Consider the following 21012-nt stretch of genomic DNA (forward strand, 5'->3'; position numbering starts at 1 on the left):
CTAAATATACCCGGGCAGTAGGATTATGTCAAGCGGATCATTGAAAAATAATTGTCAGAAGTTCACTGAACCTGTGGTAGTAAAAATATAGATTTTATAGATTTATGTCAACGTTGTATTTTGAAAATAAGATTTTCAGGAGTCCTTGGTTTCATCCGATCCGGTTTCCTCAAGTTCAATAATGAATTCAGCGCCTCCCTCCTCTCTGTTCAGAGCGCAGAGTCTTCCTCCCATATTGTTTTCGATGATGACCTTTGCCATATAAAGACCTATTCCCGTGCCCTTATCGGGGTTTTTTGTTGTGAAGTAAGGCTCAAAGATTCTGTCGATAAACTCCGGAGCTATACCGCCTCCGGTATCCTTGACGGATATGCGGACGAGTCCGTTTTCAGCGGTCACGGAGATGGTTATAAGTCCGTTTTTATTCTCCTTCTCTTTGGTTTTTATTATTTCATCCTTGGCGTTGTTGAGTATGTTCATTATCACATGCTTAAACTCGTTGGAGTAGCCGTTTATGTAGATTTCCGGATAAGCCGTTTTGCAGTCAGTGCCGTCTTCACTGCCTTTTGCGCTGCATGAGAAATCCACACTGATCGAATTATTTGAAATCTGCGATGCCATGAGAGCAATAACCTCAATCACGGCGGCGGGAACACTGATTTTTGTTTTCTCCTTGCTCGGTCTGAAAAAATTGCGGAAATCGTCAATCGTGACGGACATATGGTTTATCTGCTTCATGGCATCGGATACTGACGCTGTGATGTATTTGTCGGTTATCTCACCGCAGAAGTGCGCTTCCTCAATGTCCTGAATCAGCAGAGCAAGCGCGTTCAGCGGCTGGCGCCACTGGTGGGCTATTGAGCCGATCATTTCGCCCATAGCCGCCATTTTTGACTGCTGAACCAGAAGCTGCTCCTGAGTGCGGAGCTTTTTAGTTTCCTCATGAACTCTTTTTTCCAGATTTTTAGACAATTCCTCAAGGAGAACAGTCTTTTCCGTAAGCTGTGCAGTGCGATCCTGAACCTTGCGCTCCATCTGGTCATAGGCTTTCTGAATGGAATCTTCCCACATAACTCTTTTCATTGCGCCGTCAAAAATATTCTTGAAAAGCCGGAGCGACGGGCGGAGGTTTTCATATTCCTCAGCAGTGAGCGGTTCCGCGAATTCAAACAGGATTACCGTATCGTTCTCCTGCTCAACACTCATCGAGGAGGCGGCGGCGGAGACCGTGCGCCTGCTTTTAAGAAAGTGCATGGCGGACTGGTTTTCTCTGCTCTGCCAGACAGATTCTATGAAGAGCTCAGGTTGCTCCGCTGTGCGCTCAAACAGCCATCTGCTGAACGCACGGCACTCCTCTGTTCCCGAAGGCGAATCGGACGGATCATACCTGTACAGCATTCTGCATTTGTCTGGTGTTGTTTTATAAACAGCCGCTTTCGATGCCACGATGAGCATGCTGAATTTTATCAGTGAATTACGAAAAATTTCGTCGGTAGGCATGGAGGAGAAGTTGATGAATCCCGCGGAGATGTCGCTTACTGATTTTTCGGTTTCAAGGCTTTTTTTCAGGGCGTTTTCAGCTTTCAGTTTATCCTGTAAATCCTGCTCAAGTTTTTTTCTGTAGTCGTCAATAGTTTCCATATACCTGTTGAAATGGTCTATGAGCCTGCCGGTTTCGTCTGCGGTCTTCTTTACCAAGCGTATGTCCGTGCCGCCTTTTTCGATTGCTCTTGTCAGATATTTGATCGGTCCCGTTATGCTGGCGCTGAGCCACACGGTGAGCGGTATGACGGTGATGACGGATATGAGGAAAACCGCTGTGAGATAAACTTTCAGCCTGAAAAGCGGAGCGTATATCTCATCCAGATAGCTGGAGGAGGCCACTATCCAGTCAAGCTCGGGAATGTATCTGTGGCTCGCGACCTTTTCACGGAAAGACGCTTCCCCGGGATTCTTCCAAGGGTAGTAGGTCTCGCCGTTTTTCTTACTTATCATCTCTCTGATGAAGTATCTGCCGTTTATATCGGCTTCGTTATATACATTGGTGTTTTCGATAACAGGATGAATGAGCACATTTCCGGAAGAGTCTATGACATAAGCGTAGCCGCTTTTGCCGAATTTTTTGGATAGGATCGCCTCCCGCACCTCCTCAACCTCAAGAATGTCCCTGAACGATGCGGACGGCACGGATACTGTGACACACCAGCCGGATGAAGGGATTGTGTATGTCCCTGAGGTGTAGTGGATGCTGTTTTTAACAAACCTTTCGGTTTCAAGGGATGTTTTTCCGCAGGAGGGCGCGTCACCGGTTATGCCGTAAATGAGGAGCCTCCCGTCTTTATCCCTTATGCTCACGGAGGCGTCCTTGAGAGGCGGCTTGGAGGCGATCTCAAGCATGTTTTCCCTGATCACCGTGCCTGAGGACATTGTTTCAATGACGGAGGCACGTTCAAGAAGAACGCCCTTCAGGTATTGCTCGGAAGCGCTGTCCACGGAGATCTTCACCATCTCCGACAAGCTGTCGGCGTAGATATTCAGCTGTTCGGCTATCCTGTCCTGAAGCTCTGTTTTTATGATGAAATAAAGCGTAAAACTGCTTAGGGTAAGGATGCCGAAAAAAAGGAGAACAGCGTAAACAAATATTTTCTGCTGTATGCTTGTAAAAATCACACGTGAACCCATTGTTTCTATACCGCCGCAAAAATTGCCCGTTAATTTAATGATAACCGATCTTTGTTAAAAAAACCCGAAAGAAGGCTGAAAAAGTATATTTTTCCCCGTAAAAAATGTCATAAGCTTGTCAGGACAAGCTTTTAGGAGCTCTCTCAGATTTCTGCTTGCATATTCTAAAACTTTGTCTTATCTATGTACGGGTTTCGCCGTTGTTAAATAACAATAAAGTTGTCAATTGTTTGCAAATGGCAAACCATAAGAAAAGTCAGGAGAATGTTTATGTTCAGGCGTTTAATTTTAATTATTGCTGCTGCGTGTTTTATTTTACCTTCGGCGGCGTTTGCCAGCGGTTTTGCGATTAACGAGCAGGGCGCAAAGGCACTGGGTATGGGGGGCGCATTCGCGGCTCAGGCTGACGATCCCACGGCGGTTTACTACAACCCCGCAGGCATTACCCAGCTTGAAGGAACTCAGGTTTCTTTGGGATTCTCTCTTATTCAGCCTTCCACTGAATTTGAAGGTCAGTATTTCGGAGGTTCTGTTTCCGGTGAAACAGAAGACAAGACTTTTGTCATCCCCAACCTTTATATAACAACAAAAATCAACGACAGGCTTTCATTCGGCTTCGGCTCCTTCATCAATTTCGGTCTCGGAATGGACTGGAAAGACGACTGGGCGGGCGCTTATCTTGTAGGCGGAAGAAACGCTGAAATAGCCACATACACTTTTAACCCCGTTCTTGCATACAGAGTCACAAATGATCTCAGCCTCGCTGCCGGTCTTGTTTACCAGAGAATGGATGTGACTATAGAGTCTATGACCACCCCCGCTGCTCTTGCAAGCGGCATTCCTTCTTCCCCTCTCAAGCTTGAAGGCGACAGCGACGCGTGGGGATGGAACGTCGCCGCTCATTATAAGCTCGGCAAAAACTGGCGTTTCGGTCTCAGTTACAGACCCGAAATGAAGCACGAAGTTGAAGGAACAAGTAAAACTGATTCTCCTCTTGCTGCCGTCTACGAAATCTCAGGAGACTTCAAAGCCGATATAACTCTGCCCGCGGTCACGTACGTTGCCGCTGCATGGTCAAACGGCAAATGGACTTTTGAATTTGACGGACAGTATACACAGTGGTCGTCATACGATGAGCTTAACCCCGAAGGTCTCTCGGACATAGGCGTGAAGCCCAAAAACTGGGATGACGTGTGGGCACTCCGTTTCGGCGGTCAGTATAAGCTTAATGAAATGGTCGATCTCCGCGCGGGCATAATCAGAGACTACAGTCCCATCCCCGATGAGTGGGTAGACCCTATGCTCCCCTCCGGTGACCGCTGGCTTTACACTGTGGGTGCGGGCTTTCATTTCGGCAAAAGCTTTGACCTTGATCTTGCCTACAACTATCTTGATGACGAAAACAGAAAGTTCGATAACGAAGCGGGCAATATCGTAAAAAATACTGACGCAACCAGACTTACCGGTGAGTTCAAAAACACAGACGCGCACATATTCGCAGTCAACCTTACCTACAAGTTCTAAATAATAAACCTGAGGGAGCCCCGCGAGGGCTCTCTCAGACTGATCAAAGACATTAGCAGGCTTGTTTATGTCTGTAAAATCCCCCTCAAGAGCTCCTTCTCCGGTTATGCTCATTTACATTATCTGTCCGCCTCTGTCAGGGATCGCACTGGAAGAGGGCAGCTGAACCGCCTGCTTTTTAATCAAGAGCTTTTTTATCTTCTTAATCCTAAATCAGGGTTGACTTATCCGTCTCTTCATAGCAGAATAACTCATCGGGAATCAGGGAAGCGCGGTTAAAATCCGTCACTGCCCCCGCAACTGTGAGCCGGACGAAAGCTCCTTTTCTTTGCCACTGTCAGCCGTACGGGAAGGCGGAGCGATTAGGGTGACGGCGAGTCAGGATACCTGCCCCGTGGAATAAACTGCCCATCGGAGGGATGGATGAGATTATTACACGCCATTAATATTTCAGCGCATATAATCTTAACATGCTAAACGTCCTCCGGCTGGAACTGTGCTTATTTTCGGAGGATTGATTATATGATTGAAAAAGTTATGAAACGTGACGGACGCTTTGTCCCCTTTGATCAGGAGCGCATAGCGAACGCCATCTTCAAGGCGGCGAAATCCGTCGGCGGAACGGACAGGAACAATGCCGCCGCCCTTTCCCTTATTGTAACCAGAAAGCTTACCGATGCCTGCGAACGCTACGGTTCCTGCTCCGTGGAGGAGATACAGGACTGCGTGGAAAAGGTGCTCATTGAACAGGGGCATGCCAAAACAGCCAAGGCATTTATAATATACAGGAAACAGCGTGCGGACATCCGCTCCATCACAGACAGCATGGAAGGGTTTGAATCCATAGTGGAGACATACCTCGGCGGAAGCGACTGGCGTGTCAACGAAAACAGCAATACAACCTACGCTCTGCAGGGGCTGAACAACTATATTTCATCCACGGTAACCGCCAAATACTGGCTGAACAAAATTTACCCGCCCGAAGTACAGAAAGCACATACGGAAGGGGATTTCCACATACACGATCTCGGTCTGCTCGCCGTTTACTGCTGCGGCTGGGATCTGAAAGACCTTCTGATGAAGGGTTTCAGGGGGGTTGCGGGCAAGGTGGAAAGCAAGCCCGCCAAACATCTCCGCACAGCTCTGGGGCAGATAGCCAACTTCTTCTACACATTGCAGGGGGAAGCGGCGGGCGCTCAGGCGTTCGCCAACTTCGACACATACCTTGCGCCGTTCATAGCCTATGACAAGCTCTCTTATAAAGAGGTCAAGCAGGCTATGCAGGAGTTTGTTTTTAATCTCAATGTGCCTACACGTGTGGGCTTCCAGACTCCGTTTACCAATCTCACCATGGATTTATACGTTCCCTCCACCCACAAAGACGAGGCGGTGATAATCGGCGGCGAAGTTACGGACAGAACCTACGGCGAGTTTCAGGAAGAGATGTTTCTCATCAACCGCGCGTTCATGGAAGTTATGATGGAAGGGGATGCGAAAGGACGTATTTTCACTTTCCCCATACCTACTTACAATGTTTCAAAAGACTTTGACTGGGAACATCCCATAGTTGTTGAGCTGATGAAAATCACGGCGAAATACGGGATTCCCTATTTCGCCAACTTCGTAAACAGCGACATGAGTCCCGAAGACGCACGCAGCATGTGCTGCCGTCTGCGTCTGGACAACAGGGAGCTCCGCAAACGGGGAGGGGGGCTCTTCGGCGCAAACCCCCTCACAGGCTCCATCGGGGTTGTCACAATAAATCTGCCGAGAATCGGCTATACCGCAGGCAGTGAGGAGGAGTTCTTCAATAAGCTCTCATCCCTCATGGATCTCTCGCGGGACAGCCTTAGAATAAAACGTAAGTCTCTGGAGAAGCTGACGGAAAACGGGCTTTACCCGTACGCAAGGTTCTACCTTGAGGATATTCATGCCCGCTTCGGTCAGTTCTGGAAAAACCACTTCAACACCATAGGCATAATAGGCATGAACGAAGCCGCGCTGAACTTCATCGGCGTGGATATTATGAATAAAGAAGGTCTGGAGTTTGCCGAAAAGATACTTAACTTCATGCGCGGCAAGCTGGCGCAGTTTCAGGAGGAGGACGATATGCTCTACAACCTTGAAGCTACGCCCGCCGAAGGAACCTCATACCGTCTTGCCAAACGTGACATCAAGGACTACCCTGAGATCATCACTTCCGGCTCCCTTGAGCGCCCCTACTACACCAACTCCACGCAGATTCCGGTGGAGAAGGCAAGGGATCTCTTCGCGGCGCTTGATCATCAGGACAGGCTCCAGCCGCTTTACACAGGCGGTACAGTGTTCCACGTTTTCCTCGGTGAATCAGTGGATGAGCCGTCGGCAGTGGGCAAACTGCTGAAAGAAATAACATGCTGCTATAAAATACCTTATATAACAATAACTCCCACATTCTCCGTATGCCCGGTGCATGGCTATCTCAAGGGTAAGCATCCCGAATGCCCTCTCTGCGCGGAGGAGAAGAAAGCGGAAATTTTCAAAGAACTGGAAAAGCTCAAAGCCGAAGTTTAGGACTTGGGTAATATAAAAGCGCAAGGAGGCACTATAATGGAAAAGGCTGAGAAAATCAGAGCACTGGAAAAAGAGCTGGCAGATGTAAAAGGCACAACTTGCGATGTTTACAGCAGGGTGGTCGGCTACCACAGTCCTACAAGCCACTGGAACGAAGGTAAAAAAGAGGAATTTATAAACAGGGGGACTTTCAGAGTTTCCAAATGAGTCACACAGACTTCTTTATTGCAGGCTTTACGCCCGTAAGTCTCATAGATTACCCGGGGGAGGTGGCGGCAACTGTCTTCACCCACGGCTGCAACCTCAGGTGCAGATACTGCCACAATCCCCTTCTGGTAACCGGCAGAAAAAGGGACAACAAGTCATCCGAGTTTTTTTCTTATATGGCTGTAAGAAATATAGGGGCTGTCGCCGTAACCGGCGGCGAGCCTCTTTTTTCAGATCATATCACTGATTTTGTCACTTTTCTCAAGAATGACGGAATCAAAATCAAGCTGGACACCAACGGGTTTGCCCCGGCAAGGCTGATACCGCTTCTGGAAAAGAGGCTTATCGATTACGCCGCGGTGGATATAAAAGGCTTCTGCGCGGAGGACATAGAGTACATGACCCGCACTGCCCGCTCCACCGAGCCTTTTGTGAAAACCATCAGGGCTCTTAAGGAGAGCGGAATCCCCTTTGAGCTGCGTTATACCGCATGGAAGAAGCCGGACGAGGAATCCCTCTTCTGGCTGGCAGACTTCGCGCGGGATGTGCCTGTGGCTCTCCAGTTTCTTCAAAGATCAACGCCGCTGCTGGACAAGCGTTTCTCCCCGCCGATGAACAAGGCTGAGTTTTACTCGCTGAAGGCTCTGTTTGAATCATATTTCGGCAAGGTTGCCGTCAGGGAGTGACAGTTTTTTATTGTCTGTAATTCTCAAAAAATGTAAGCTTCCGAAATTTAATTTGTTTTTTTGGGGGCTTATATGCTCGGTTTATCAGGATGGGCGGTTCCGCTGGGATTTATTCTTATGCTTCTCAGCGCCGTGCTCTGCATTATCTACGGAATAATCAACTGGAATAAAGGCTACATGACCGATGAGGAATTTCTTCAGGAACAGGCATGGGCTGAGGAAGAAAGAAAAGTTGAGGAGACACTCTGATGGAAATGAGTCTTCCTCTTCTTACATTTGTCGTCATAATCTACCTTTCGATTGTCGGCTGGCTCACAGTTAAGGCATACAAAGGCACTGTCAGCACTGCTGATTACATGGTCGCCGGACGGCAGATCCACCCCTTTGTCATGGCAATGTCATACGGCGCAACGTTTATCTCGACATCGGCGATTGTCGGCTTCGGCGGCGCGGCGGCGGTTTTCGGCATGAGTCTTCTCTGGCTTACTGTTCTTACTATTTTCGTGGGCGTTTTTGTCGCCTTTGTCTTTTTCGGCAGACGCACAAGGGTCATGGGACTGAATCTCAATGCCCACACCTTCCCTGAGTTTATAGGTCTGCGCTTTCAGTCCCGCACGCTTCAGGGGCTCGCGGGGCTTCTAATATTTGTTGCCATGCCACTTTACGCCAGCGTGGTTCTCATGGGCGGAGCGAAGTTCATAGCGCAGATATTAAGCGTTAACTACAACGCGGCTCTCTTTTTCCTCACTGTCATAGTGGCTGTTTACGTTGTTATGGGCGGGCTTAAGGGTGTTATGTATACCGATGCCTTTCAGGGCTCGGTGATGTTTGCGGGGATGCTTATCCTCCTTTTTTTCACCTACTGGAAAATGGGCGGAGTAATAGATGCTCATCAGAAGCTTACGGACATGGCGGACATAGCGGTGAGCATATTCGGCGCTCAGGGGCACACGGGCTGGACATCTTTCCCGACCCTCGGCTCGCCGTTCTGGGTGACGGTGGTCACCACCATGGTAATGGGTGTAGGGATCGGCGTTCTGGCACAGCCTCAGCTTATCGTCCGCTTCATGACAGTTAAAAGCAACAGGGAGCTTAACCGTGCCGTGCTCATAGGCGGGGTGTTCGTTCTTGTGGCTGTGGGAGTGGCGTTCATAGTCGGCGCGCTCTCTAATGTGTATTTCTATTATATGAATCCGGAAACAGCGGGGAAAATATCCCTCGTCGCCGCCAACAAAAATGTGGAGGAGATTATCCCTCTCTATATAAGCAAAGCCATGCCACAGTGGTTTACCGCGATATTCACCATAACCATGCTTTCAGCTGCAATGAGTACGCTGAGCTCTCAGTTTCATGCAATGGGAACCTCCCTCGGCAGGGATATTTATGAAAAATGGCTGAGAAAATCGGGAAATTCGGTGCTTATCACAAAAGCGGGCATAATCTTCACGATCATGCTCAGCTACTTCTTCGCGTGGGGGCTGCCTCTGTTCTTTGACGGCGGAACAGCGATAATCGCAAGGGGAACGGCCATCTTCTTCGGCATATGCGCCGCAGCCTTCCTGCCGCTGTATTTCGGAGCGATATACTCAAGACGGATCACGAAGTTCGCAGCATTCACAGGCTTTACGGCGGGAACGATAATCAGCTTTTTCTGGCTTTTCTTCGTGCATGACAAGGTTTCAGGACCTATGATGATTTGCAAGGCGGTATTCGGCGTGAACTCTCTGGCGGAGGGCACTATCTGGGCGGCGGTTGACCCGCTTGTGATAGGTCTGCCCGTGTCGGCGCTGATTACGCTTGCCACAGCATTCGCAGGAAAACAGCTTCCGAAGGAACACGTGGAAAAGTGCTTTCACGGCATCGGGAAATAAATAAAGATAAGGGATTTATCTGTTGACAACGGATTAAGGAAATCATAATATTTCTTTCCCTATTATGCTAAGCCGTGGTGGTGGAATTGGTAGACACGCAGGTTTCAGGTACCTGTGGGAGTTAATCCTGTGGGGGTTCGAGTCCCCCCCTCGGCACTACAGAAAATGGCTTCGGAGAAAAATCTCTGAAGCCATTTTTTCGTTAAATGACTGCATCTGACTACATCGATTCTTAATTTAAAATAATCTTTTCCGGCGTTCCGTGAGCAGTTTTAAATATTTTTCCTTCATGCCTGCGGAAAGAAAGCTTTTCTCAATTGTCTTGCCCCAGCCCGCAGAAACAGATTCAAGTGATGACAGCGCTTTATCAATCACCTTCTCATTCAGACCAAGCCTTTCTTTCCCGTAATAATCCGCAAGGTCGGCTTTGGTTATTCTGTTCTTTTTGGCATTAAGCGGCAATGCAAGCTCTTCTATGGGGTTGGGAACAGCAGCAGTTGTGTTGAGGAGATCATAAACAGGTGAAAGCTGAACTTTACCGCCCTCATATATCAGAGAGAAGTTTTTCAGGTGCATATCCTCGTTTCCTGTGATAAACGAAAACAGGGTCAGCTTAAAAAGCTTCTCTTTTTCTATTTGCGGGAAAGTGCAGTATTTTTCTATTATTTTCGCCACCTGCTCCATGCTGGAGCGGTACTTGGTATCCCGTGTCGCTCCGGACAGCTGGGCAAAATCCTCAACAGACAGTTTCCTGTTTTTTCCCGCACGGTCAAAACGCTTAATTACATATGTGAGTGCGCCGTCTTTACCGTAAATCATGAAATGGAGCGGCACATCCAGTCCGTAAGATTTCGCAAGCCGCATTGTCAGGTCTTCATTTTCGGGCAGTTCAGGGTAATCGGCAGACTGCGGCTTTAGAATATACTGCCCGCCCCCGTTCGTAAGCTCAAAAACGCCTCCCTTGACATTCAGCCTTGCGGGCAGCTTCGGCTGAACGCCTTGGATAGACATCTTTTCAGACCTAGCCGCTGCCTCAATGCGGAGCTCGTCTTTCGTGTAAGGCAGTTCATGCAGTTCTTTCAGGCTACGGTTAATGATTTTCAAACCCGCTTCACTGTATCTGTAATTAGTCTCTTCATAGGTAACCGGGCACCTCATTCCGCCGCCTCTTTCACAGTGACAGAACCGACAAGATCAGCCCCCACAGCGATTAATTGTGAAAAAGAATCGTTGCGGTCGATCTTGAGCCTTCTCAGCAGTGATTCAAGCAGATAACCCTCCGGCAGAAGTCCGTCGAAAAAAGGCGGAAAATCATCAAACTGATAGGGTTTGCCTGCTACAGGAAGTGTGAGTGAAACTGCTGTGCCGTCATAATCCGGAAGATATTGGAATTCGTACCCGCGTTCAGTCTCAGTGAGAAATCCGGCAGGTATCCCCTGTTGGTATACAAGCGCCTTACGCATCTTTACTGCCTAACGGAGAAATATATTTCACTTTAATATTAAGGATGTGCAGAACCTTTAAAATATTTTCGTATCTGATTGTCATTTTGCCTTTTTCAAGGTCATATATGAGGTTTTTCGCAACACCGGCATGTTCCGCAAGCTCTTTCTGTGTCAGCCCTGCCGCCTTCCTTGCATCTTTAATTATCTCAGCAAGTTCCATACAGATACCCTCCATAAAGGGAAAATTCTATGTTTATAGATATTATTAACCCAGAAGCAATAAAAAACAAGTATTTTTCCCTCTATAAGGGTAATTATATCTGATTATCATGAAAAAAAACCAAAATAGTTATTGATTGGCAGGATATTCCCACTATAAAGGGCAATTTTGACAGATGAATGTAGTCACTGGGACATGCGGGGAATGTAATATTAAAATCTTTGTGACTATTTATGAGGTTGTCCTAGATAATTGAAATAATCTAGGACAGGCTGTAAAGCTTTATCAATCCAAGAAAAGCATTCTGCATTTGTTACGCCAAAAACCTGAGATCACCCCAACAGCCACTTCCAGAGCGGCAGAATATGTATAGTCCGGTCATCTTGCTGAAATGTTTCCTCCTCGTCCGCAGTGATAAGATAAGCCTCGCTCATTTTAAAATATTCCATTGCTTCAAGAAGCCCGTTTAGCTCACGTTCTCTTGTTTTGGGGCTGTCAATTTTATAGCTGACATTTACCAGAACCTTTTTACCTTCTGCAACGCAGTAGAAATCTACTTCCTGTTTTCCGCTGTAGTAGTAGATCTCAGGCGTCTGTCTGCGAAGATGCAGAAACACGGCATTTTCATATAGCTTACTGAAATCATCCGTAACGAAAGCATCGTAAACCCCTTTAAAGCCGTTATCCACTGAATATATTTTTCTGGGATTGCGATTTTCCTCCTTTATACTGTTTCTGAAGACAGGAATGCTGAAAACAGCATAAGCGTCTTCCAGATATGAATAATAATCAAAAACTGTATCTTTGCTGAGTTTATACCCCTGTGATTTCAGATCATTGTAAAGCTTGTTCAGGCTCACAAGTGTGCCTATATTGCAAAAGCTGTATTTTATTATATGTTTGAGCAGACTATTATTTTTTATACCGTATCTCTCCACTATATCCTTATAGACTATCAGATCCAGATAATCTCTGAGAATACGTCTTTTTATATCAGCAGACTGCAACACTGTTTCAGGAAATCCGCCGTCTGTGAGATACTCACTAAGAGCGTTTTTTATATAGCTTACGGAATCTGAACTGTTGAAATTTACCTTTATACCTTTTGCTTTTAAAAAATCTGCAAAAGAGTAAGGGAAAATTTCATAAGTGAGGGTTCTGCCCCTGAGCGATGTGGCTATCTCCTTACTGAGAAGCTTTGAGGAAGAACCTGTGACAAAAACCCGTATGTTCAGTGTGTCGTATATTCTCCGCACGTATCTTTCCCATCCGGCAATGTTCTGCACCTCATCAAGGAAGACATATACTGTTTCATGCCTTTTTTCAGGGCGCATCTCATAATAACCCTCCATGATATGATTCAGATCTCCCAATTCTGTGGGAAATAGGCGGTCGTCTTCAAAGTTTACATAGATTATATTTTCGGAAGGAACCTTTTTCTTGAGGGAGTTTATAATATCAAAAAGAATACTTGTCTTTCCGCAGCGCCGTACACCTACCAAAGAGACTATCTTTTCACTGCCCACGGGAATATCATATTCTCTGGATATGATATTATCCAGCTTACGTTCCTGAAAGTCAGTGATAAGGGTTTTAAAGGTTTCTCTCATGTTTATCCTCCCATACAAGGATAAATATAAGTATCTTTATCCTTCTTGACAAGGACAAATAAAGCGATTTTTATCCTTCCTTACAAGGATAGAAATCTTAATACCCCAGACATCCCCTGCATCCGTTGTACTGGCAGTCGGGGAGAACCTCGATCCTTCGGCCTGCCATTTCGCTGAGAAAGTGAATAAGCGCGCTGTTTGCCGCTACGCCGCCCGCGGCGAAGATTTTCTCCGTTCTGAATTTTTTCATAAGCGGGTACAGCCTGCGGGCTATGGATTCGTTAACGCCCGCCCCGATCTCCTCCGTTGTGTAGCCTTCGGCTATTTTGCCGATTATTTCGCTTTCGGAAAATATGGCACAGGTGGAGCTGAGCTTTACGGGGTTTTCGATCATTTCCGCCAGCTCATCCAGAGTTATCCGCAGTATGCTGCATGCGTTCTCCAGAAAGCGTCCTGTACTGGCGGCGCATTTATCATTCATCACGAAATCTTCTATATATCCGTTCTGCACGCAGATAACCTTGCTGTCCTGCCCGCCGACATCCACCAGAACGAAGTCCCTCTCTTTAGTTGCTTCAAGTGCGCCTTTGAAGTGCGCTTTTATCTCGGAGATTACGTTAGCGTTTGCAAAATTAAGCAGATTGCGTCCGTAACCCGTTGCAGTTATTGAGTCAGCATGTTCAAGTCCGGCGGCATCCAGATCTATGACGAGCCCCTCAGCCCCTCTTCTCACGAATGAGCGGTAAAACTCAGCCGTGTCCCACCTGCGGTAGGTGATTTCGCCGTTTTTCAGAAAGGCGAGCTTAACGTACCTGCTGCCGAGGTCTATTCCCGCTTTAACGGTCATTTTTCCGTGCCTCCAGCATCTCTATGAATGATTCTATGCGTATTTTAGTCCTTGCGTCTATGCCGGAGGGGGAATCACCCTCTATGGTGAGTACGGGCACGTCCATATGCTTTCTGATGGTGATGTCCTGCATCTGGCGGTAGCAGAACGACTGCACATAGTGTATAAGTCCGTCTATTCGGCGCTCTGCCGTCTGCTGCCTGATGTCTGCGATGCGCCCGAAAACATCATACGGATAAGTGTATTCGGCGTATCTTGCTATATAGTCCGGGTTTGCGCTGGGGATTGCGAACTGCCGCTGGATCTCGTTGAAAACAACGGATGCCCCCTTCTCCTCTATGAAGCCGTACATATCGTCATATATGGTGGGAACGCCAAGAACGCCTATGCGGATTTTCCGTCCTGCGCTGCCGCGCGCCTCTATCTCCGCCAGCTTTGTGTCAAGCTCCGCTTCGTAGGCAACGGGTTCCGTATTAAAGTCAGTGGAGGTCACAAGCCAGAGGTGGTTCTCGAATCCTGATGCTTTCTCCTGTGCAGTGAGAGTATCCAGCCTGCGGAGCTTCTCCCGTATAGGGTCTGTGCGCTTTGTATATTCCTCTGCGGCTTCGTATGTGGTTCCGAGTGATTTTGCCAGCGAGCGGAACTCACGCTCAAGGAAGCTGCGCCTGTCCTCTTTTCCGAAGGGGTAGGCGAAGCTGTGAACGGGGATCCCGTGCTCCATGAAGAGTTCAGCCAGCGCATGGGAATTGCTGCAATCCCCCTCGGTCACGGCGATAACTTCGTCTATGCTGCCCCGAATCACAGCTGTGTATATCCCCTTGATCCATGCGCAGATGTTGCGGGGCAGGCCTTCCGTCTCGGCGTAGTCGATAAAAACCGTCGGGTCTTTGTCGGTTATAAAAATATTATTGAGATCCACGGGAACATGTCCGGCGGCAAGGATAATTTCAACGGGGATTGTGGTGGTGAAGCCTATGCGTTTTTTCATGTAATACTGAAGTCAATATACCTGCGGACTTCCTTATGAAGCCCTCTGCGGTTGCGGAAGATTATTCCGTTTTCCTCAAACATTCTGTCCATCTCGGCGAAGTCCACCAAATCGTAAATTTCGTCCGTTACCGTGTCTTTAAGTCTGTAAACTCTTGTTGTCTCGTTCTTTATGACGAGAGAGCACTCCAGATCCTTTCTTTTTTTATAAATATGGACATGAAACACGCCGCCCTTTTCCTCAAGGCGCACTTCGTCCCATGTCATGTCCTCGCGGACAAGCATCCACCTTTCCTGATACATAAATCACCTGTTAAAAATGTAAGAACGGGGATAAATATACGCACATATGCTCTGAAAAACAAGACTTGGTGAGGGACTAGTTCTTTGTCTTTTTGTTTTCACGGTAGAGAGCGGCGTATTTTTCTATGTCTTTAAGCAGGCGGACGTTATACTGCCCCTCAAACTGCTCCGCTGTTTTCTGCCCCATGATTACATCGAACAGGTCGTTGTCGAAAATCTTCAGAAGCAGCTCACAGAGCTCTTCCATGTCTTTCTCCGTGTAGTATTCGGGAAGATTGTGTTCCACAAACTCACGTACTATCATCTCGTTTTCCAGCATGGCGCGCCTTGCGGCGAGAAAGATGGCTTTTTTAAAAAGAGGGGAGTCTTTCATCCGTTACCGACCTTTAAATGTTTTTGTAATGTTTCCCTCATAATATCAATACTTACAGGCTTTGCAAGATAATCATCCATTCCAGCCTCAATAAAGCGCTCCCTGTCCCCTTTTATGGCGTATGCGGTGAGGGCTATTACGGGCACATGCTTAAAAAAGTTTGCTTTCTCATATTCATTTATGAGCTTTGCCGCCTCTATGCCGCCGAGCTCCGGCATATTTATGTCCATTATCACAATATCAAACCCGCCCTGCCTGAACGCCTCAACAGCCTTGCGCCCGTTGTCCACACAAACGCTCTCAAGCCCGAGCTCCTTGAGTATCAGCCGTACCATCTTCTGGTTTACCGGGTTGTCCTCCGCCACAAGAGCTGTTCCCTTGAACCCGCCCGTTCTGCCGTTCTGCTTTTCGTCCCTTATCGGCTCATCATTCATGTAGCTTGTTGCTATGTATACTGATTCGTATATATCCGAGAGCCCGATTGGTTTGAATAAAACTGACGAGGCACGCTTTCTCAGGTCTTCCTCCTCAAAACGCCTGTGTATATCCATAATCAGAACGATCGGTACACCTTCGTGTGTGCGGATGCTCTCAAGGAATTTATCTTTGGTGTTTTCCGAATATACATAAAAAACCACGTCCAGAAACGGCAGTTTCTCAATATCATCCAGAGAGGAAAAATAAGAAACCTCATTGCCGAAGGCTTTTAAACAGCGCATTATCTGGCTTTCAGTCACTCCGGGGTCGCCCATGTCGTCATTAATAAAAACAGCGGAATAACAGTCGCTCACTCTAGCGGCGTCCACTGATGGTTTTGCGTTTATCACCCTGAAATCAAGCTCAAACCAGAAGACAGAGCCCTGCTTCTCCGCTCTGTAAAAGCCTATTTCACCGTGCATGAGCTTGACAATATCAGATGAAACGCTTAAGCCTATGCCGCCCAAGCCTTCAAATCTTTCGGCTATTTCGGTGTCGTATTCAGAGAAGAGCTTTTCAAGCTCCGTCTGTTTCTCATCGCTGACGCCGATTCCGTTGTCCTCCACAGAAAAGCGAAGCCTTACCGCATTCTCATTGCGGCGGACGGCTGTTATATCAAGCATGGCGCAGCCGCCCGGGGCATTGAACTTCACTGCGTTTTCCACAAGATTTGAGAGAATCTGGCTTATGCGCACCACGTCACCTTCGAGTTCACAGGGGATGCTGTGATCCATATAAAGAGCGAACTCCATACCGCTTTCCGATGCCATGAAGCCGAAAAGCTCACTCATGGACTCAAAAGTGCTTAAAGGGCTGAATCTGTCGTAATTGAGCACAAGGCTTCCTGTCTCCAGTTTGGAGAAATCCAGTATGTCATTCACCACACCCACAAGGTTGCTGGAGCTGTGCTTAATGATCCGCAGAAACCTTTTCTGAATTTTATCCAGCTCCGTTCCGTCCAGAAGCTCAATAAATCCCAGAACACCGGTCAGAGGCGTGCGCAGCTCGTGGCTGATGTGGGAGATAAGCTCCGACTTGGTGCTGCTCGCCTTTCTTGCGGCGGCAGTGGCCTTTTCAAGCTCCAGCGTTTTCCGTCTGTTCTCATAATTCATGCGGTTGGCGTAAAGAGCAAGCTGCCTGAATTCCTCATAATTCATGCTGTCTGCGTCTATCTCCGCGCCTTTTTCCGCCGCGCCGGAGAAAAAGTCCAGAAATTTTGAGAACTCACCCTCAAGCTTGCCGGAAAAGCGTTTGGCGATGAGGTAGGCCGCCGCGAAGACTATTAAGAAGGTTAAGCCCACTATAGCCATGGACTGAAGCAGGCTCACCTGAAGCTCATGTTTGCCCTGATCTATGATTTTCCGCACATCTTCGAGATAGATCGCAAAGCCTATCACCCAGTTCCACTCAGGATATTTCAGGTTGTATGAAGCCATGGAGGACGGGGTTTCTGCGTCCTCTCTAATCCAGTCAAAACCGTGGTAGCCTTCACGGCTGTTTTCGGCAAAGGTCAGGATCTCCTTAAGGGAATCACGCTTCACAGGGTTGTCTATTTCATTTATGTTTTTGCCGATGAGATCTTTTTCGGAGTGGCTGAGCATATTGCCGGAGCCGTCCAGAATATAGAAGAACGCCTTCTCACTGCTCACAAGATGCTCTATCCTTTGCAGAGCCTCCCTTTTCACCTCTTCCGCGACATCCTGAACATAGCCGCCTGTGCCTATGATCAGTCCGTAGGGCTCAAAATAGCGTACGTAGGATATTTTTCCGTAGGAAAAGTCGTTCACGCCGGGCTTTTTCCATTGATAGGTGACAAAGCCGCCCCCCTTCATGGCGGTTTCCTTTATTTCACGGACCACATATCTGCCTCTGTAGTCCTTTATTTCAGAGAGGTTTACATGCTCCGGCAGACCAAAGTCACCCTGAATCTGCCTGAAATTCTTATCGAATATAAAGAAATAGCTGTCTGCCCCGAAGGTAAATTCGGAAAAGGTTTCGGTTATTCTTCTGATAACTTTTTCTCTGGGTTCGGTTTTTCCGTATTTCCCGTGGATATTCTCAATAAAGCCGAAGCCTTGGTCAAGCCTGCTGCGCACCTGCGTTTTCAGTTTTTCCTCGGCGAGACCTTGTTCATTTTCCAGAAATGTAGCAACTTTGTAGGTCATCGTCTGGAGATTTTCCTTACCCTCTTTGAGAAGTTTTTCGTCCACGGCATCGCTTTTTGCCGTGAAATCCCTGTACTCGTTATAGGCAAGGAACGATGAAAAAAGTATGATAAACAGAAAAACCGCAGCCAGACTTGTCAGAAAATATGTTCTGCCAAGAGAGTAAGTTTTATACACTTCTCACCTTAAATAAATATTTAAGTAATTTTAGCACTGAAATAGTTATTTTCCAATAAAAGCAAAAAGTTAATCAGCTTTCAAACTGCCCAGTTCCTCCTCTGAGGAGGGCTGAACCGTGACCGAGCCGAATTTATGGTAGATAACAAACCCGGGCGGTGTGCCCTTGGGCTTTTTCACATGCTTTTTTCTTGTGTAATCCACCGTTACCTTAGCCTCGCCTTTGTGCTTGCTGAAGGCGGCTGTTATGGCGGCTGCTTTCAGTATGTCTTCCTCATCCGGCTGGGTTTCGCAGCGGAGAATCAGATGGGCGGAGGGTATCTTCTGGGCGTGGAACCAGTAGTCCTCCGGTTTTGCGAACTGAAACACCAGACGGTGGTTGGTAACGGAGTTACGTCCTGCGTAAGCCTTGCCGCAGGGGAGCTGAAAGCACATGAACTGCTTCTGCTTTATCTCCTGCTTGGTTTTGATTCTGTCGCCGCGGCGCATCTCATCCTCAAGGGCTAAGAGCTCCTCTTCTCCGGCGGAGTTTTCTATGAAGTAAATCTGCTCCTCAATCCCTTCGAGAAACTGCTCTATCTCCTTTATTCTTTCCTCAATCCTGAAAACCGAGCGCTCCATCTTAGCGGCTTTCCTGAACAGCTTTCCTGCAAGGGCAGAGGGGTTTTCGCCTTCGGGAATCATAAATCTGCGCATTTCCACACCGCTTTCGGTGTAAAAGTTAAGCTCCGTCTCGCCCGTTCGCCCGTCTATTTCGGCGAGATTATCCCGCAGAAGAACTCCTTTTTCGTAAGTGTCTTTCCATGCGGAGGCGTCACTCAGTTCCTTTTCAAGCTCAAGGGTCAGAGCTGTGTATTTCTTTCTCTGCTTTTCGTAAAATCTTAAAAGACGCTTCTTCGCCGCGCCGCTTTTTCTGACTTCAGCGTCACCGCTGAGGATGCGGGCATACTGCCCGAGCTCCACGCTCTCTTCCGCTTCGGGTGATTTAAAGGGAATAACCTTGCCGTTTTCGGTTATGTAAAACCCGTCGTCTTCAAAGAGGGAGCTGTTTATGTACATGCAGGTTTCGGCGAAGGAAAAGCCGGACATTTTCAGCTTTTCCGCATGTTTTACAGTGAGAGGGTAAAAGCCGGCAAGCTCGGCGAAGCTGCCGCAGTTTTCGTGATTTTCGAGATTAAGGCGTTTGTTCGCTTTAGGCGCGGCGTATTTTTCGCCTATTCCGAACGCTCTGTCAGCATCGGCATTGCTCTTATTCAGGAGAAACAGCACAGTCCCCTCACCGTCGGTCACGGCGACGTTGGACATGCGCCCTATCAGCTCCGCCATGAGTCTGTACTGAATGACCTTTCCGCTGGGGCGGCGTTTAAGGAGGGTGAATCGCACAAGTCGGTCGTATTTCCGGCAGTCTACGGACTTGAGAGTCGCTCCGCTCAAGGCTTCCAGCCTGTCGGACTGTGAGCCGTCGCACCTGTCCGCGGGGAAAAGGGCAGGGGAGTCCCCACAGCGTATGCGTATACATTTCACCCCGTCCGAGTAAAGGGAGAGGTACATTGAATCATCAGTGAGACCTATGCGGTTAAGCTTGCTTCCCGCGAATTCTGCGTTCAGCAGACGGACGATTTTGGTAAGTGTCAGCCCGTCCATTAACTCTCGGCTTCCGCAGGAGGATTGTCCAGATATTTGGCGAACGCCTTCTTGTCAAAGCATTTGGCATATGCCTCTTCCGGAGATATTCTGCCCGCCGTGAGCAGTTCCTTTATGGCGCCGTCCATAAGCTGCATCCCTTCGCCTCTGCCGGTCTGAATGCTGGAAGGGATCTGGAATGTTTTGCCTTCCCTTATGAGGTTGGCTATGGCGCTGTTGACAAACATTATTTCGAGAGCGGCGACACGCCCGGACTTATCAACTCTTTTGAAAAGCTGCTGGCACACAACCCCCTTGAGTGATTCGCTGAGCATGGCGCGGATCTGCGCCTGTCTGCCTTCGGGGAAAACATCTATTATCCTGTCCACAGTTTTTGCCGCGGAGTTGGTGTGAAGCGTACCGAAGACTAGGTGCCCCGTCTCGGCGGCGGTTATGGCAAGCTCTATCGTCTCAAGGTCGCGCATCTCGCCCACGAGAATAACATCGGGATCCTCACGGAGCGCAGCCTTGAGCGCCGCGGCGAAGCTCTGTGTGTGCGCGCCGACTTCACGGTGGTTTATGAGGCATCTGGCGGGCTTGTGAACAAACTCCACCGGATCCTCAACCGTAAGAATATGGTCGGGTCTGTTTTTGTTGATGTAGTCAATTATTCCGGCAAGGGTGGTTGATTTACCGCTGCCCGTGGCTCCGGTAACGAGTATCAGACCCCTGCTGTAGTCGGCGAATCTCAGCACCTGCGGCGGCAGACCAAGCTGCTCCACAGTGAGTATAGTATCGGGAATTATCCTGAAAACGGCGCCCATTCCGCGCTTCTGGCAGTAGTAGTTGGCACGGAAGCGTGCCTTGCCGGTAATTTCGTAGGCGAAATCGAGGTCTTTTTTATCAAGAAACTTCTTCCACTGTTCATCGCTGCATATTTCCGAGAGAAGCTCGGTGAGCATCTCGTTAGTGAGTTTATCATACTTGAAAGGGATTTCCGTGAGCTCGCCGTGTTTTCTCATCTGCGGCTTTACCCCTGCGGAAAGGTGCAGGTCGCTCCCCCCCTCATTCATTAAGTGGTTGAAAAAAGCGTCTATCTTAGCCATGTTCCCCTCCGCAGAGTGATAATTATGTCAGTTTACACCACATTTTCGGGGATTTAAAGAGCTTATGGAGAACGGAAAATATTAGCGTGAAAATTTTCATGCTTAATTCGGACTTTTTTTGTTGACAAATAAAGGGCGGAGACCAATGTTATAAAC

Annotated in this window: 17 protein-coding genes, 1 tRNA gene, 1 pseudogene and 1 riboswitch; of the genes and pseudogenes, 7 read left to right on the forward strand and 12 right to left on the reverse strand. The window is 48.0% G+C overall.

What is annotated here, in order from left to right:
* Positions 1-135: 135 nt before the first annotated feature.
* The gene (locus EP073_RS02995; protein WP_128465689.1) at positions 136-2682 is read right to left on the reverse strand and encodes a cache domain-containing protein; all 2547 of its coding nucleotides are present in this window, start codon (positions 2680-2682) and stop codon (positions 136-138) included.
* A 270-nt stretch (positions 2683-2952) separates the two neighbouring features.
* Between EP073_RS02995 and EP073_RS03000 the strand changes: the two genes are divergently transcribed.
* The 7 genes and pseudogenes from EP073_RS03000 (at position 2953) to EP073_RS03025 (ending at position 9679) form a co-directional block, all read left to right on the forward strand.
* A complete protein-coding gene (locus tag EP073_RS03000) occupies positions 2953-4206 on the forward strand; it encodes an OmpP1/FadL family transporter (RefSeq protein WP_164885252.1) in 1254 nt (417 codons plus the stop codon).
* A gap of 199 nt (positions 4207-4405) precedes the next feature.
* A riboswitch (cobalamin riboswitch) is annotated at positions 4406-4615 on the forward strand.
* Between the two features lie 113 nt (positions 4616-4728).
* The gene (locus tag EP073_RS03005; protein WP_128465691.1) at positions 4729-6759 is read left to right on the forward strand and encodes a ribonucleoside triphosphate reductase; all 2031 of its coding nucleotides are present in this window, start codon (positions 4729-4731) and stop codon (positions 6757-6759) included.
* Positions 6760-6858: 99 nt separating this feature from the next.
* Positions 6859-6966: pseudogene (gene nrdD, locus EP073_RS14170) on the forward strand (anaerobic ribonucleoside-triphosphate reductase); the annotation flags it as partial.
* A complete protein-coding gene (locus EP073_RS03015; protein WP_128465693.1) occupies positions 6963-7652 on the forward strand; it encodes an anaerobic ribonucleoside-triphosphate reductase activating protein in 690 nt (229 codons plus the stop codon). The pseudogene nrdD and the gene EP073_RS03015, both read left to right, overlap by 4 nt.
* Before the next feature lie 72 nt (positions 7653-7724).
* Complete coding sequence (locus EP073_RS13805; RefSeq protein WP_164885222.1) at positions 7725-7901, forward strand: symporter small accessory protein; 177 nt, start codon at positions 7725-7727, stop codon at positions 7899-7901.
* Between the two features lie 5 nt (positions 7902-7906).
* Positions 7907-9523: a sodium:solute symporter family protein gene (locus tag EP073_RS03020; protein ID WP_128467761.1), complete on the forward strand. Its 1617-nt coding sequence runs from the start codon at positions 7907-7909 to the stop codon at positions 9521-9523.
* 71 nt (positions 9524-9594) lie between these two features.
* Positions 9595-9679 (forward strand) — tRNA-Leu (locus EP073_RS03025).
* A gap of 81 nt (positions 9680-9760) precedes the next feature.
* On the opposite strand, the gene EP073_RS03030 is transcribed toward EP073_RS03025, so the two are convergent.
* The 11 genes from EP073_RS03030 to EP073_RS03080 form a co-directional block, all read right to left on the reverse strand.
* Positions 9761-10681 carry a HipA domain-containing protein gene (locus tag EP073_RS03030; protein WP_128465694.1) on the reverse strand — a complete coding sequence of 307 codons (921 nt, stop codon included), beginning with the start codon at positions 10679-10681 and terminating at the stop codon, positions 9761-9763.
* Entirely contained in the window at positions 10678-10986 is a 309-nt protein-coding gene (locus EP073_RS03035) for a HipA N-terminal domain-containing protein (protein ID WP_128465695.1), read from the reverse strand. Before EP073_RS03035 ends, EP073_RS03030 begins: the two co-directional genes overlap by 4 nt.
* Positions 10979-11188: a type II toxin-antitoxin system Y4mF family antitoxin gene (locus EP073_RS03040; RefSeq protein ID WP_128465696.1), complete on the reverse strand. Its 210-nt coding sequence runs from the start codon at positions 11186-11188 to the stop codon at positions 10979-10981. The genes EP073_RS03035 and EP073_RS03040 overlap by 8 nt, the downstream gene beginning before the upstream one ends.
* A gap of 332 nt (positions 11189-11520) precedes the next feature.
* Positions 11521-12798 (reverse strand): ATP-binding protein, encoded by a 1278-nt coding sequence (locus tag EP073_RS03045; protein WP_128465697.1) that lies wholly within the window; start codon positions 12796-12798, stop codon positions 11521-11523.
* A 97-nt stretch (positions 12799-12895) separates the two neighbouring features.
* Entirely contained in the window at positions 12896-13645 is a 750-nt protein-coding gene (locus EP073_RS03050; RefSeq protein ID WP_128465698.1) for an acyl-CoA dehydratase activase, read from the reverse strand.
* Positions 13635-14633: a 2-hydroxyacyl-CoA dehydratase family protein gene (locus tag EP073_RS03055; protein ID WP_128465699.1), complete on the reverse strand. Its 999-nt coding sequence runs from the start codon at positions 14631-14633 to the stop codon at positions 13635-13637. Before EP073_RS03055 ends, EP073_RS03050 begins: the two co-directional genes overlap by 11 nt.
* The gene (locus EP073_RS03060; RefSeq protein WP_128465700.1) at positions 14630-14917 is read right to left on the reverse strand and encodes a hypothetical protein; all 288 of its coding nucleotides are present in this window, start codon (positions 14915-14917) and stop codon (positions 14630-14632) included. The genes EP073_RS03055 and EP073_RS03060 overlap by 4 nt, the downstream gene beginning before the upstream one ends.
* Positions 14918-15011: 94 nt before the next feature.
* Positions 15012-15308: an FAD assembly factor SdhE gene (locus EP073_RS03065; RefSeq protein WP_128465701.1), complete on the reverse strand. Its 297-nt coding sequence runs from the start codon at positions 15306-15308 to the stop codon at positions 15012-15014.
* Positions 15305-18127 (reverse strand): cache domain-containing protein, encoded by a 2823-nt coding sequence (locus tag EP073_RS03070; RefSeq protein ID WP_128465702.1) that lies wholly within the window; start codon positions 18125-18127, stop codon positions 15305-15307. The genes EP073_RS03065 and EP073_RS03070 overlap by 4 nt, the downstream gene beginning before the upstream one ends.
* A 69-nt stretch (positions 18128-18196) precedes the next feature.
* On the reverse strand, positions 18197-19771 hold the full coding sequence (locus tag EP073_RS03075) for an NFACT RNA binding domain-containing protein (protein ID WP_128465703.1): 1575 nt from the start codon (positions 19769-19771) through the stop codon (positions 18197-18199).
* On the reverse strand, positions 19771-20856 hold the full coding sequence (locus EP073_RS03080; RefSeq protein WP_128465704.1) for a type IV pilus twitching motility protein PilT: 1086 nt from the start codon (positions 20854-20856) through the stop codon (positions 19771-19773). The genes EP073_RS03075 and EP073_RS03080 overlap by 1 nt, the downstream gene beginning before the upstream one ends.
* Positions 20857-21012 lie beyond the last annotated feature (156 nt).

This window comes from Geovibrio thiophilus, assembly GCF_004087915.1.
GTDB classification, from domain to species: domain Bacteria; phylum Chrysiogenota; class Deferribacteres; order Deferribacterales; family Geovibrionaceae; genus Geovibrio; species Geovibrio thiophilus.